General features: G+C 57.6%; 13 protein-coding genes and 1 pseudogene. 3 read left to right on the top strand and 11 right to left on the bottom strand.

The window, feature by feature from the left end; genetic code table 11:
* Window positions 1-278: hypothetical protein (locus D5269_RS18375; RefSeq protein ID WP_207670315.1), on the top strand; the 278-nt coding region annotated here is incomplete at its 5' end.
* 28 nt (window positions 279-306) lie between these two features.
* Here the strand turns inward: D5269_RS18375 and D5269_RS15535 are convergent.
* The 4 genes from D5269_RS15535 to garR form a co-directional block, all read right to left on the bottom strand.
* Window positions 307-981 carry a cyclase family protein gene (locus D5269_RS15535; RefSeq protein WP_120486721.1) on the bottom strand — a complete coding sequence of 225 codons (675 nt, stop codon included), beginning with the start codon at window positions 979-981 and terminating at the stop codon, window positions 307-309.
* A gap of 782 nt (window positions 982-1,763) precedes the next feature.
* Window positions 1,764-3,728: a hypothetical protein gene (locus tag D5269_RS15530; protein ID WP_147408023.1), complete on the bottom strand. Its 1,965-nt coding sequence runs from the start codon at window positions 3,726-3,728 to the stop codon at window positions 1,764-1,766.
* Window positions 3,729-3,903: 175 nt separating this feature from the next.
* Entirely contained in the window at window positions 3,904-5,346 is a 1,443-nt protein-coding gene (locus D5269_RS15525) for a four-carbon acid sugar kinase family protein (protein ID WP_120486719.1), read from the bottom strand.
* Window positions 5,347-6,252, bottom strand: coding sequence for a 2-hydroxy-3-oxopropionate reductase (gene garR, locus D5269_RS15520; RefSeq protein WP_120486718.1), 906 nt, complete (start codon window positions 6,250-6,252; stop codon window positions 5,347-5,349).
* A gap of 464 nt (window positions 6,253-6,716) precedes the next feature.
* On the opposite strand from garR, the gene D5269_RS15515 reads away from it, so the two are divergent.
* Window positions 6,717-7,379 (top strand): GntR family transcriptional regulator, encoded by a 663-nt coding sequence (locus tag D5269_RS15515; protein ID WP_120486716.1) that lies wholly within the window; start codon window positions 6,717-6,719, stop codon window positions 7,377-7,379.
* A 66-nt stretch (window positions 7,380-7,445) separates the two neighbouring features.
* Here the strand turns inward: D5269_RS15515 and D5269_RS15510 are convergent, their stop codons facing one another.
* The 7 genes and pseudogenes from D5269_RS15510 to D5269_RS15485 form a co-directional block, all read right to left on the bottom strand.
* On the bottom strand, window positions 7,446-8,465 hold the full coding sequence (locus tag D5269_RS15510; RefSeq protein ID WP_120486715.1) for an NAD(P)H-dependent glycerol-3-phosphate dehydrogenase: 1,020 nt from the start codon (window positions 8,463-8,465) through the stop codon (window positions 7,446-7,448).
* Between the two features lie 731 nt (window positions 8,466-9,196).
* Window positions 9,197-9,865, bottom strand: coding sequence for a glycerol-3-phosphate 1-O-acyltransferase PlsY (gene plsY, locus D5269_RS15505; RefSeq protein ID WP_120486714.1), 669 nt, complete (start codon window positions 9,863-9,865; stop codon window positions 9,197-9,199).
* A 228-nt stretch (window positions 9,866-10,093) separates the two neighbouring features.
* Window positions 10,094-11,422, bottom strand: coding sequence for a ribosome biogenesis GTPase Der (der, locus tag D5269_RS15500; RefSeq protein WP_016317077.1), 1,329 nt, complete (start codon window positions 11,420-11,422; stop codon window positions 10,094-10,096).
* Window positions 11,423-11,426: 4 nt separating this feature from the next.
* Window positions 11,427-12,632: a DUF512 domain-containing protein gene (locus D5269_RS15495; protein ID WP_347707305.1), complete on the bottom strand. Its 1,206-nt coding sequence runs from the start codon at window positions 12,630-12,632 to the stop codon at window positions 11,427-11,429.
* A pseudogene (locus D5269_RS19035) lies at window positions 12,609-12,761 on the bottom strand (PDZ domain-containing protein); the annotation flags it as partial. The pseudogene D5269_RS19035 and the gene D5269_RS15495, both read right to left, overlap by 24 nt.
* 66 nt (window positions 12,762-12,827) lie before the next feature.
* Complete coding sequence (gene rpmF / locus D5269_RS15490) at window positions 12,828-13,010, bottom strand: 50S ribosomal protein L32 (protein ID WP_022788557.1); 183 nt, start codon at window positions 13,008-13,010, stop codon at window positions 12,828-12,830.
* A 70-nt stretch (window positions 13,011-13,080) separates the two neighbouring features.
* Entirely contained in the window at window positions 13,081-13,578 is a 498-nt protein-coding gene (locus D5269_RS15485) for a DUF177 domain-containing protein (protein WP_016317079.1), read from the bottom strand.
* Here D5269_RS15485 and D5269_RS18370 point away from each other — a divergent pair.
* The coding region (locus D5269_RS18370) for a hypothetical protein (RefSeq protein ID WP_207709147.1) at window positions 13,559-13,780 on the top strand (222 nt) is incomplete at its 3' end. The genes D5269_RS15485 and D5269_RS18370 overlap by 20 nt on opposite strands.

Here is a 13,780-nt window from a genome sequence, read left to right as displayed (position 1 = left end):
AGAAAAAACAAAAAGAGAGACCTGTGACAAAAACTATACTTTTTGTCACAGGTCTCTACTCTTTATATTCGTACGTCCCAACAGAAACCAAAGCAGTTTTGCAAAAAAAATTCAGAAACTTTTTAAAATCCATAAACCCGCATAAAAAGCGGCTTTCAGCGTATATCACCGTCCGTTTCACCCTGAAAAGCGGTCCAAAAAGAGGAGGTATCTCAGCCGGTATACCACCCCTTTTTCAGCAAGCCAGCGGCACAGGATTTCCTGTCCTAATCCGCTGATTTTGGGGGATTTTTGCCAGTTTCCGACTCAATCCCTGATTTTTGCGAGGATTGTGACTGGTGCGCTGTCAATTCCCTCTATAAACAGAGGCAGTGCAAACACGGTTTCAAGTGTATCCGGATCAAGCCCGGAAAGGTCGATGTCCTCAATAATCAGCACCGGTTCTGCCCCGGTTTTTCCAAGCATGATCTGATGCGCCCGGATCCCATCCTCAAGATGCAGCGGAGAAGACAAGGAAATCCAGTCCATGCCCACCGCTTTCAGATTCTGATACCGCTCGACAATCAGTTCTGCCGCCCGCGCGGAGATGGCAGGCCCCTCTTCCGAGTAGGCCCGGTTATCCGAAGCACGCATAGCCGAGAATCCGCTGCGGACCAGCAGCAGGTCTGCGGCGCGGATCGCCTCGTCAAACCGCATCAGTTCCTCCGGCTCCACCAACTCCCCCCTGCCCTTGGGGATATCCACCAGAAGAGGCTTTTCAAAAATGAAGGTCGAAAGCTCCAGCTCATAGAGCTGTCTGCCCTGCCCGTTAAAATGGTTCGGTCCATCCATGTGGGTGCCGAAATGGTTGAACAGGGTCACATTGTAGGTATTGAGCCGGTCGCCCTTCTGCATCGACTCAAACGGTTCGATCCGCATGGTGGGCGCGCCGGGAAACGCATGGTCCCGGACATTCAGCGTGTAAGATAGACGCCTGTACATTCCAATCCCTCCTGATTAAAGTTTTGCCCAATTTTTTCACTGCCGCTGTGTAGCATCATAGGCCAGCCGACGCGGAAAAGCGGCTCTGGGGGGCGTTTGTGTCCCCCCAGTCCGTCGGAGAAATTCTGAAAACCTGTTTTCTATCGCATCAAAAGTTTCATCCACTTTTCCAGCGGAAGTCTGGTTCCAGACCAGACTTCCAGTCGCAAAGCGCCTTCCTCGGGGCTTCCCGGCTAACGCCGAAGCGCGGCATACGCCGCGACGCCCCTGCGGGCTGTCTTGCGGGCTAGGGGTCACCGGGCGCATGTTGTTTTGGATTCCAGACCAAAACAACGCCCGTCGCTTCTCGGGCTTTCAGCCCGGAGCGCGTTTCACGCGACGCTCGGGCAGAATGCGCCTTGCGGGCGAGGGGTCAGCGACCCCTCCCCGCAGGCCCCACCCCGACAAGCTGGGAGAAGTTCTCTTCTCTCTCATAACGAAAAGTTTCGTCCACCTTTTCAAAGGTGGCGGGGTCGAGGGGCAGTGAGACAGCGTCAGTTTGGTTCCGGACCAAACTGACAGGCGCAAAGCGCCTTCCTCGGGGCTTCTCGGGCTTTCAGCCCGAAGCGCGGCATACGCCGCGACGCCCCTGCGGGCTGTCTTGCGGGTTAGGGGTCAGCGACCCCTCCCCGCAGGCCCCACCCCGGCAAGCTGGGAGAAGTTCTCTTCTCTCTCATAACGAAAAGTTTCGTCCACCTTTTCAAAGGTGGCGGGGTCGAGGGGCGGAGCCCCCGTCGGAATGCTCAGAGCCGCAGGATGGTGTTGGCGTTTGCCACCATGATAAGGGTGGATACGAGCGCCATTAAAAATGCACCGAAATAGATGGTACCAGTATGCTTAAACGACTTGCGCACGATCACTGTACCGGCAATCATCATCGGGACGAACGGGATAATCAGACAGATGTTGACCCACGACCGGTTGGCATTCCACATCGCCACACCGGTGGAGAAGAGCACTGCAAACTGAATCGCGATCAATCCGAGCAGCCCGGCCACATTGACCGCCACGCAAAGCGCAGTATTTTGCCACTCTTTTTTCGTCTCGGTGCGGGCGCTGGCATTCACCATAAACGAAGTGACCAGCCAGAACACAAGCATAAACGGCAGATAGTGCGGGACCAGCGCAAGGATGTTGCCGTCAGCGGCGCGGATCGCGAAACTCCAGAACCGGAAGTCCACGATGAAAAACCGGTCGGCAAGCAGGACAAAACTGTACGCCACCGAGGTGACCAGGAACGCCAGCAGGGCGGATTTGCCTACATTGGTCCATGTGGTCCGGACGCCCCACCGATCCGGGTTATCTCCATGCTCCCTGCCATAGAGGAAATATCCCGCTGCAAAGATCGCGATAGCGGCAGCCGCGTTGACCAGCGCCCAGACGATAATCGCGTTAGGGCCGGGCTGCGGGAAGAAGGGGGTGCTGTTGTTCGCCACGCCATCGGTAAAAATTTTCCCGTAAGCGAGACCGGAGAAGGTCGGCATTACCGTTGCGCCCGGAATGACCGCCAGCAGCACCAGGCTGATGATCGAGATCAGACGGCCTCTGGAATCGGCCGGCTGCGGCTTGGCCGCAGGGACTTCCTCCCGGATTCCCGAGAAGAACGCCGTTTTCATCAGCAGACAGGCGAACGGCAGCAGGAAGAGGAAAAATCCGATCAGACCGAGCGCGTTGAAGCATTCTTTGAGGAACCAGAGCTGGCTGCCTGCCGCGATGGGGTTCGGCGCGCCCAGTGTATCCATAAAATACTGATTGGTGATGGTCGCATTCTGCGCGGAGAAGAACTGCCACTGATGGCTGGTGGGCGGGTTGTAGACCACTCGCATCGAACCATCCGCAATGTCGCCATAGTAGCGCCCGATCTCGACCTTCTCATGATTGTCAAAGCCGGACAGTTCCACCACATCTTTTCCGGTTTCGGGACTGGCCGAGATGCTGGTATCCATTGTGAAGGTGCCGGGGACGGCCTGGTTGATGAAGAATTTCGCCTCCGGGGATACAGTCATATCCGGCCACTGGTAACCATCCACCTTGCTCACCTGCACAGGAGCGCCCTCGTCATATCGGGCGAAGTTGATCCCCACGTTTACGCCGCTGGGCAGGTTGCTCAACAGGTAACGGTCGGGGAAAAACGCGAGAATCAGAGCCGATCGAACCTTGGTGGAATAGTCGCCGCCGTCCGCAGGCTGGTCGGCGTAGACCTTCCCATGCTCATTGCGCCCGTAGGCGTCCAGCGTAAATGACACGTTTCGTCCGCCGGTCGAATGTCCGGTAATGCCGATCCGGTCCCTGTCGATATAGTCAATATTCTGGTAGACATACTCCACCAGTTGGAGCATACCCAACCCGTAGTAGCTGCGGTTATAAGCGTACTCTTCCACCGTACCGGAGGAATCGCCTGCACTGTAGGTGTCCATATTGAATACCACAAATCCGCGCCGCGCAAGCTCGATCGAGGTGATGTCCTGCGTCTCAAGGGTGGCGTGGTAGCCATGGCTGGTGATAACACAGGGCGCCGGATTTTCCCTGCTGGCGGTTTCGGGCTTATGGATCAGAACCCGCAGCGTTTCCCCCTGCGGCATGGGAATTTTAACATCCATAATCTGTATCCTGCCCATATCCGTCTGAATCAGGCTCGCGCCGATGCAGCTGACCAACATCAGCACGAGAGCGACTGCCAACAATCGGAGCATGGTTTTCTGTTTCACAGCGATTCCCCTTTCTCCCCGCGCGATCACGCGGATTCCATCTTTCGTTTTTTCTCTTCTCAGGACCTCTTTTCTGTCTGTCTTTTTCTCATCTGTCGTAAATGCTGTTTCCCATTCTATGCCGCATACGCCGCCCTTCGCAGTACATGAGCTGGTTTTACAGACGGCGCTTGGGTCAGGCGTCTCCCATCAGGAGTTCCACCACTTCCCGCAGCGTTTCCCGTTCCCCGACATTTCCTGGAAAGATCACATATGGCATCCCTGGGAATTTGCTTTCGGGACCGGTCATCCAGACCGGAATCCCGGGTTTGATCTGTCCCATCACCTCGGCGCGATGCACCCGGAGCGCCTTGGTTCCCACGTCGCTCGAGGTAATCCCGCCTTTGGCGATGATGAAGTTGGGGCGCACCTCCAGCAAACCGATGATACTGGTCACAGCGTCCGAAATCCGCACCGAAACTTCGAGCTGTTTGTCGGGGTCCCCGGTGGGCAGGTCAAACCGGTCCCGCCGGGTATAGACTGCCACACTCTGTCCGGCGCGGATTTTGTCCTGTGCCAGCGCCACCACCCGTTTGACCTCCCCTTCCAATCCGCCGGGCTGCAGCACGAGATGCTGGTCAAATTGGATGAACGCGATGGGATACCGGCAGCTGCGCAGTTCTTCCATCTGCTGGGTGGTTTTGTTGACGTGCGAACCGATCAGGACCACACCGCCGTTGCGGTTCTCCTGCGGAACCAGCTCGGCGCGGGTGAGCAGGGGCCGTTCCGGGACGCCGCCCAGCACCCTGGTGACAGCGGCGGCACTGCGGAACAGGAACCGTTTCCCGGTGCGCAGCGCCCGCAGAAACGCGACTGCAAACACCTCGACGTCCTGATAATCCGCGCTGTTGACGATCACCTTTCCAAAGTTTTTGACCGACAGGAGCTGCTGGGTAATCTTGTCGTAGTCCATTGCACGCAGGTCCTCGAGCGAGATGCAGACAACCTCTTCCGCCCGCACCGCGCCGCCCGATTTCTCCGCGCACCAGTCGGGCAGCGCTGAGGCGGTATACCCGAACGAGCGGTCTTTGGCAAACTCGGTCTGTCCCGCTGGGATCAGCTGGTTCCCCTCTTTCACATAATGTATATTGTTGAGGGTAAACCGTCCGCCTTCCAGAAAAAATGGATAGAGGATTTCCCCGTCAAACGGCGCCGCGCCGCAGGACTCGAGCGTCTCGCGCAGCACTGCGGTTTCCAGCGGATAGTGCCCCCTCAGGGTGGAATCGCTGCGGCTGATGAGGATATAGTCTTTTCCGGCTGCGCGCGCCGCAAGGGTTACCGCTTCCGCAATCTCCCGATGTGCGGCAGTCGTCTGCGGGACGGTCATGCTCCGTGAATTGGTGAGGATGAAAAACATCCTGCCCGGCTCTTCAAACGCCTGCCGCACCGTTTGAGGCGTCCAGTCGGTATAGACCGGCACTCCATGCACCGTCTGGACGCCGGTAGGATCATCATCCAGTACGACTACCTTTTGCGCACTCTGTGCAAGCTCCTCCGACAGCAGCGCTCCAACCCCGCTCCTGTCTGTGGCGGGCAGCTGCGCAAGTATCGAGGTTCCCACCGGCTGGACCTGTTCCATCTAGGATTCCCCCTCTCTATAGCTGGATTCGACGACCACACCCGCGAGCCGCTCAAAATACTGCACAATCCCGCTGTGATCCTCGTCCATGTGTCCGCCCACCTTGAGCGCCTGCATGATCTCGAAGAGCTGCGCAGTCAGCGGAAGCGGCACGTCCAGTTCATGGGCGGTCGCAATCACATTTTTGACATCCTTATGATTGATGGAGATTTTGCCGCCCGGCTTAAAATCCCGCCGGAGCATCATGGGCGCCTTGGCTTCCAGGACCGCACTTCCTGCCAGGCCACCCCGGATTGCCTGAAATACCCGCCCCGGATCGGCCCCGGCCCTGGTTGCAAGCACCATCGCCTCGGATACCGCAGCGATCCCCATGTTTACAATGATCTGGTTCGCGAGCTTGGTCACCGACCCGCTCCCGACAGGGCCGACCAGCGTGGCGGAAGCGCCCATCACCTCAAAACAGGGTTTTGCGCGTTCAAAATCCGCGGAATCCCCGCCCACCATAAATGCCAGCGTACCATTGACCGCGCCGGGTTCCCCACCGCTGACCGGGCTGTCCAGGAACCGGCACCCGAGCGCCCCCAGTTTTTCAGCACATATCTTGGAGTCGCCGGGGGTGACACTGCTCATATCCACCACCAGGCTGCCGGGCGCAAGAGATCCGGCCACCCCATCCGGGGCAAACAGGACCTGCTGGACAATGCTTCCATTGGGCAGAATGGTAAATACCAGACCGCACTCCTGCCCGATCTGCGAACACGCAGCGGAACGGGCGCCGAGCCTGGTCAGGATCTCCACCCGCTCCTGGCTGACATCGTTTACCAGAAGTTGATAGCCTGCTTCCAAAAGCCGCTTGGCCATGGGAAGCCCCATGATTCCCAATCCGATAAATCCAATCTGTTCCATAGAATCCTCCTCTGGTCTGTGTGTTGTCTTCATTATACAGTATTCCGGTATACCGGTCAACCGGTTTTGGTGCTGTTGCAAGAAAACTTTCCGGTAAAAAATCAGTATTTTTGCACAATGCCGGTTTCTTCTCTGTAAAACCGGCAAAGAAAATACCCTCTGGCAAAAAGGCGGAAAAAAACTGTCACAAAACCGGAGAGTATGTTATAATATAGCCAACACCCTGAAAAATGAGGATTTGTTTTTCAGGCGCGGGCAGAAATCCGTCCGTATGCGGAGCATGTTTGGCGACCATACAACCCCAAATAAACATCTGTGGCGGAACCGCTGTAGGCCCTGCTTGCAGAGAGGAAACCAGGCAGATGCAGGAAAAACATGCAGGAATGCCGGGGGTATTCCTGGCAGCTTTGGCGCAGCTATGAAACGGAAAAAAATCCCGTGAAAAACCGAGGAGGGGATCGCCTTTGCTGAAAACGGCGCCTTTGCAGATCAGGGCTTATGAGCATCTGCGGGAGATGATCGAGGAAAACCAGCTGGAGGACGGGGTGATCTATTCCGAAACCAGGCTGGCAAAGGAGATCGGCGTATCGCGCACCCCCATGCGGGACGCGCTGCAAAAGCTGGAACAGGAGGGGCTGATTGAGATTCTGCCCAGCCGCGGATTCCAGCTTCAGGCGATCACCCCGGAGCGGATTCAAAAAAACAACCAGGTGCGCAGTGCATTGGAATGTTATAGCGCGGTGGTTCTGACCCGGAATTTCCGCACCCCCAAGGCGCAGGAGTCGATCCGCAGGCTGGGGGAGCTGCTCGGCCTGCAGCGGAAAGTGTTCGAGGAGGATGGGGAGATTTCCGAATTTGTGCGCTACGATCTGCAATTCCACCGGACGGTGGTGGAGTCGCTCGAAAACGAAGAACTGTCCAAGCTGTTCTGCAACCACATTTACTGCATCCAGAAGCTCGCGAGTAAGTCGCTGCTGCATACCGGTCGTCTGGAAGCGACCCTGCGGGAACACACCGCCATCTATGACGCCATCCGCACAGGGGACCTGCTCAACATCTACGACATCACGATGCAGCATATGGAAATTACGACCGAGATCAACCTGATTGATCTGAAAGAAGGCTGAAATAACTGCTGTAAAATGCGCCTGTCCGGTTTTACCCGGACAGGCGCATCCTGTTAGAAACCAGTTTTATCTTTTGCCGCTCAACAGCCAGATGACCTCCGATTCATGCCGCGCCGGACGTCCCATCAGGTCGCGGATCGCGTCGGAGGGCTTTTTATCCTCATAAAGCACCCGGTAGACCTGCTCGATGATCGGCATCTCCACCCCCGTACGCTGTGCGAGCTGGTACGCACATTTTGCGGCGGTGTATCCCTCGACCGTCATGCCGACCTCTTCGATCGCCTGTGTGGCGGTGCGGCCCTTCCCGATCAGTTCGCCCGCGCGATGGTTGCGGGAATGGACGCTCGTACAGGTGACGATCAGGTCACCGATCCCCGAAAGGCCGGCAAACGTCTCGGTCGAGGCTCCCATCGCGACCCCCAGCCGCGCAATCTCAGTGATCCCGCGGGTCATCAGGGCCGCTTTGGGGTTATCCCCCAGCTGAAGGCCGTCCACAATCCCGGCGGCCAGAGCAATCACGTTTTTGAGTGCGCCGCCCAGCTCCACTCCGGCCACATCGTCACTGACATAAATCCGGAACCATCTGTTCATCAGCATGTCCTGCACACGCTCGGCAGTGGCGCGGCTCCGGCTCGCCGCAACCACTGTAGTCGGCACCCCGCGCGCGATCTCCTCCGCATGGGACGGGCCTGAAAGCATGACGCTCTGATGGATAGGCAGCTCCTCCTGCATCACGTCCGAAAGGGTCTTGAGACTGCCCTTCTCAAACCCTTTGGAAACACAGGCAGGCACTGTATCCGGGCCGATCCGGCCTTTTAGCTCGCCGCAGATCCCCCGCACCGCAAACGACGGGGTCGCAACGATCGCGAGATCGGCGTCGATCCGCTCCGGCAGCGTACAAGTCATGGAGACTCCGTCGGGGATGCGGATGCCGGGCAGCAGTTTTTTGTGCTCCCGCTCGGTCAAAAGAGTCTCGATCTCCTGTTCGAACGGGGAGTACAGATTCACCTGATGCCCATTGTTCGCGCACATGACGGCCATCGAGACACCCATACCGCCCGCGCCCAAAATCCAGATTTTTGCCATTCGCAGTTCCTCCTGTTCCTGTTATGACGTCCACACCATTTCCTGTCGAAAAAACATGGTTCTATTTTTCACTGCTGCCGCAGATTCTCAGGGCCTATTTCGCATCTAAAGTTTTACCCAATTTTACGATAAAAATTGCGGTTTCCAAAGGCAGTGAGGCAACGGGAGTTTGGGTTCCAGCCCAAACTTCCGGGGCGCAAGCGCCCTTCTTCGGGGGGCTTCTCGGGCTTTTAGCCCGAAGCGCGCTTCGCGCGACGCCCCCTCAGTTTGCCTTGCGGGCCGGGTGCCGCTTTTTTCCCAAAACGAAAGTTTTACTCAATTTTTTCCAAAAAATTGCGGGGTCAAGGGGCAGTGAGACAGCGTCAGTTTGGTTCCAGACCAAACTGACAGGCGCAAAGCGCCTTCCTCGGGGCTTCTCGGCTAACGCCGAAGCGCGGCATACGCCGCGACGCCCCTGCGGGCTGTCTTGCGGGTTAGGGGTCGGCGCCCCCTCCCCGCAGGCCCCACCCCGGCAGGCTGGGCGAATTCTTCTGTTCCATAATTTAAAGTTTTACTCGATTTTTTTCAAAAAATCGCGGTTTCCAAAGGCAGGGCCTTTGGTCGCTCATCGCAATGAGCGAAATACTTTATCCTGTGAAGCGCATTTTTCGGGTGAATTGCCGCGAAGCGGCAAGAGGGGGCTTTTTGCAAGTGAAAAAGCCCCCTTGCAGAAAGAAATACGAAACAGGTTCTCAGTCTTTGTTTTTCTGCCCGAATTTATATTCCGTACCCGCACGCAGCCGCTGGATGTTGCTGCGGTGCTTCCAGATGCCCAGACTGCTGACAATCAGCGAAAAGAGCAGCTCCCCCCAGAGCGGCTTGTCGAGCAGCAGGTCGACAGCGACCACGACAAATGGGTAGAGGGCAAAGCCAATAACCGAGATCAGCGAAACAATCTTGACCGCAAAGACCGTCGGGATCGCGATACCCGCGATCACCAGAAACGGGATGGGGCTGACGATCACCGCCGCGCCCAGGCTGGTGAGGACCCCCTTGCCACCCTTAAAGCCAAAAAAGAGGGGGTAGAGATGCCCGAGGATGACAAACAGGCCCGCAATATAACCGGCGTCGATCCCCTGAATCCCTGCCAGGGAAAAGATGATCCTCCCAAGCGCGACCGCAATTACCCCCTTGCCAAAGTCGCCGATGGCGGTGAATGCCGCCATCTTTTTTCCATAGCTGCGCAGGATGTTGGTCATGCCCGCGTTTCCGCTGCCATGGTTGCGCACATCGTCTTTGGCGCCAATCCGCGAGACGATCACCGCAAAACTGACACTCCCCAACAGATAGGAAACCAGTGCCACAACCGCTGCAAACAGGCAGAGTTTCCAGTTGACAGATGCAAAAGCCACTGTCTGCATAAAAAACACCTCTCTTCTGCGCGCCCGTATCTATCCTATGCGGCACGCGCCGGGATATGCGGAGTTCTACCCCCGCGTCAGGAACCCTCTGCGGCGGCGCTCCGAAACGCTTCACCGCGGCTTACAGGAAAGCCCGCAGCAGTGTCCCGGGTCAGCCAGCGTGAACCAGCGGCTCTCGGTCCGGGACAAAGGCCGGCGGAACTTTCCGCATAGCTTCTCAAACCGTCCTCAGTCCTTCCCATCCCCGCGCTCCCGCACGACGATCCGCACCGGTGTCCCCTCCAGCCCAAATGTTTCCCGGATCTGGTTTTCGAGGTAGCGCTGGTAGGAAAAATGGAACAGCTCCTTGTTGTTGCAGAAAAAGACAAACGTTGGCGGACGGGTGCTCGCCTGTGTACAGTAGAAGATGCGCAGGCGTTTGCCCTTGTCGGTCGGGGGCTGGACGCGCGCAGTCGCATAGGCGAGCAGATCGTTCAGTTTTCCGGTCGAAATCCGCATGGCATTCTGCTCGTTGACAAAGTTAATCAGCCCATACAGCTTGTCAACCCGCTGTCCGGTTTTGGCCGAGATAAACAGGAACGGCACATAGGACATAAACGAAAAATCGCTCTCGAGCTTCCTGCGGTACTCCTGCATCGTGCGCCCGTCCTTCTCGACCGCATCCCACTTGTTGACCGCGACAATACATCCCTTGCCCTGCTCGTGCGCATACCCTGCAACCTTGCTGTCCTGCTCGGTAAAACCGACCGTCGCATCAATCATGATGACGCAGACCTCGCTCCGGTCGACCGCCATATACGCCCGCAGGACGCTGTATTTTTCGATCTCTTCATCGACCCGGGATTTGCGGCGGATGCCTGCCGTATCAATGAACACATACTTTCCGTACTCGTTTTCAACCGCCGTATCGGTCGCGTCGCGGGTGGTCCCGGCGATGTTCGAAACGATCACCCGCTCTTCCCCCGCAATCCGGTTGATGAGCGAGGACTTCCCGACATTCGGCTTGCCGATCACCGCGACCCGGACGACCTCATCCTCCTCATCTTCCTGCTGGTCAAAGTCGATCTGTTCATAGCAGGCGTCGAGCAGGTCCCCGGTCCCATGTCCGTGGGTCGAAGATACCGCGATCGGGTCGCCGAGCCCGAGGTTGTAAAACTCGTAAAACTCCGGCTGCGGTTCCCCCAGCCGGTCGCATTTATTGACACACAGGACGATCGGCTTGCCGCTCTTCTGGAGCATCGCCGCGACCTCCTGATCGGTGGCTGTCACACCGGTTTGCAGGTCGGTGACCAGCACGATCACATCCGCGCTGTCGATCGCCAGCTGTGCCTGCCTGCGCATCTGCGAAAGGATCACATCGTCCGAATACGGCTCGATCCCGCCGGTGTCCACCAGCATGACCTGCCGGCTGCGCCACTCGCACGCACAATAGACCCGGTCGCGGGTGACGCCGGGGGTATCCTGCACAATACTGATCCGCGCACCGGCCAGTTTATTAAACAGGGTCGACTTGCCCACATTCGGGCGGCCGACAATTGCAATCAATGGTTTTGCCATGGGTTCACTTCCTTTCACCAAAGGTACCTTCGGGCAGGCACCCGGTCATTGCGCCATAGAGCTGCGCGCCATCGTTATCCACCGGGACGGCAGGCACCCCGAGCCGTTCCTCCAGCTCATTGAGGGTCAGATCGTCGAGGAACCGGTCCCGCTCGTGCCGCAGCATCACCGAAGGCAGCAACAGCCGCTCCCCAAGCGTGATCCCCCCGAGCTGTTCCAGAATGTCCCTCCCGGTGACCAGCCCCGCAACCGTGATCTGCTCCCCGAAAAACCGGTTTTCGATCCGGTGCACCCGAATCTGCATCCCGGGGTGTTTGCGCATCACCTGCTCTGCCAGCTCGCGGATCAGCGGATAGGCAGCCTCCCCGGTGACAGTGCTCAGGACGCCGGACGCACTGGTTTCCGGATCGTCCGCGAGCGCATCCTCGAACTCCTCCCGCAACAGCGCAAGGGTGCCCACCCCATCCTCGAGCTGGTCAAATGCGCCGTAATACCGCGGCTCCGGAACCGGCAGTTCCGCCTTGAGGAAAAACTCGTCGGACGGGTACGCCACCCGTTCCCCATGGGTTTCCCACATCCGGCCGGCGAACCGGTGGATGATCTCAATGGTCTCCCGCGCCCGTTCCCGGTCGTAGGGGCGCAGCGGCTCCAGGCCCTCCCGGAACCGGGTCAGCCCGACCGGCACACAGGCAATGCTTTGCAGATTGGGGTAGAGCGCGCCGAGATCGTTGAGCGTGCGCTCCAACGCAGGCCCATCGTTGTAGCCTGGGCAGAGTACCAGCTGGCTGTTGACCCGGATGTCCGCATCGCACAGCCGCCGGATATAGGCTAGGCTGGAAGCGGCGCGGGGATTCTTCATCATCCGGACCCGCAGTTCCGGGTCGGTGGTATGCACCGAGATATTGACCGGCGAAATCCGCATCTGGATGATCCGGTCGATGTCCCCGTCGGTGAGGTTGGTCAGGGTGATATAGTTGCCAAACAGAAAGGACATCCGGCTGTCGTCATCCTTAAAATAGAGGGTTTCCCGCATCCCCGGGGGCATCTGGTCTACAAAACAGAACACGCATTTGTTCTTGCAGGAGCGCTGCTTATCCATCAGGTAGGTTTCAAACTCCAGCCCGATGTCATCATACTCCCCCTTGCGGATCTGTACCGAACGCGTTTTGCCAGCCCGCAGCAGATCCAGAACGATCCGCCGGCTGGTCACATAAAAGCGGTAGTCGAGCAGGTCGTTAACCGGGTGCCCGTCGATCGCCGCCAGCGTGTCACCCGGCTGTATCCCGGCCCGCGCGGCGTAGGAACCCGGCTGGACACTCTGAATCAATACCGGCATGGCAGAACCTCCTTCGGATACAAAAACGGAGGCGGAAAACCATCCGCCTCCGTTGCCCGCATGATCGCGTTACGCTTCCATCTTGATGACTTCACGGTCCTTGTAATAGCCGCAGTTGCCGCAGACCCGATGGGGAACTTTCAGTTCTCCGCAGTGTGTGCATTTGGAAAATGCAGGGGCTTCCAGCTTCCATACATTCGAACGTCTTTTATTTTTGCGCGCTTTTGAGGATTTTCTCTTTGGTACTGCCATGATTGGTACCCCTTTCCAGATTTTATCGTCGTCACGGTACGCTGTGCCTGCTGCACAGGCACCCATTTTGTTATTCGCCGAGCAGTTCCCGCAGCTTGGCAAGACGCGGATCGCCCGCTGATGGGCGGCAGCCGCAGTCCCCCTCGTTGAGGTTGGCTCCGCATTCAGGACAAAGCCCCTTACAGCCTTCATCACACACCATCGAGGTGGGGAGTTCGAGGAGAATATCGGCCCCGGCAAGCTCTGCCAAATCAAGCTGCCCGTCCGGTATTACTATAAGCTCATCGTTGTCCTCACGGTTCAGGGATAAAACCAGGATGTGTGAGAACTCCATCCGTTCCGTACGGCTGAGCGACGTAAGACACCGATCGCACACCGCGTCCAGAATGAAGTCCGCCTGATAGCTCACGCTGACGATCCCCGAGCGGTTCTGCGCGCGCCCGCTGACCCGGACCGGTCCGGCAAACAGCCTGTGGCCCCACCGCTTTACATCCTCCAGCACAAGCGAACAGTCAAACGCCTGCTCCGCGCCGGGATTGTCAAACAGTTTGGAAAGGTCCAGTTTCATGCGCTCTTCTCCATTCGGTATCGCACTTCAGGGTTTTGCATCCGCGTTTTTGGGCGCAGTGCCCCACGGACGTTACGCAGATTATTATAAACTTTTTCCATTGCCTTGTCAAGGGAAAACGGACAACTCCCCAGGGCAACAGCATTTGAAATTATCCAAAAAGGATATCAAGAAGACGCTGTGGATTCAAGGCGGCGGCAAA

Origin of the sequence: Anaerotruncus sp. 1XD42-93 (genome assembly GCF_009917605.1) — a bacterium.
Classification (GTDB): Bacteria; Bacillota; Clostridia; order Oscillospirales; family Ruminococcaceae; genus Anaerotruncus.
Note: the sequence above shows the minus strand (reverse complement) of the source record. Positions and strands in the feature narration are given on the sequence as shown.

Bases quoted from the DNA above. Each gene is read 5' to 3' on its own strand.
- D5269_RS15535 (WP_120486721.1), bottom strand. From the start codon at position 981: ATGTACAGGCGTCTATCTTACACGCTGAATGTCCGGGACCATGCGTTT.
- D5269_RS15525 (WP_120486719.1), bottom strand. From the start codon at position 5,346: ATGGAACAGGTCCAGCCGGTGGGAACCTCGATACTTGCGCAGCTGCCC.
- garR (WP_120486718.1), bottom strand. From the start codon at position 6,252: ATGGAACAGATTGGATTTATCGGATTGGGAATCATGGGGCTTCCCATG.
- D5269_RS15510 (WP_120486715.1), bottom strand. From the start codon at position 8,465: ATGGCAAAAATCTGGATTTTGGGCGCGGGCGGTATGGGTGTCTCGATG.
- plsY (WP_120486714.1), bottom strand. From the start codon at position 9,865: ATGCAGACAGTGGCTTTTGCATCTGTCAACTGGAAACTCTGCCTGTTT.
- der (WP_016317077.1), bottom strand. From the start codon at position 11,422: ATGGCAAAACCATTGATTGCAATTGTCGGCCGCCCGAATGTGGGCAAG.
- rpmF (WP_022788557.1), bottom strand. From the start codon at position 13,010: ATGGCAGTACCAAAGAGAAAATCCTCAAAAGCGCGCAAAAATAAAAGA.
- D5269_RS15485 (WP_016317079.1), bottom strand. From the start codon at position 13,578: ATGAAACTGGACCTTTCCAAACTGTTTGACAATCCCGGCGCGGAGCAG.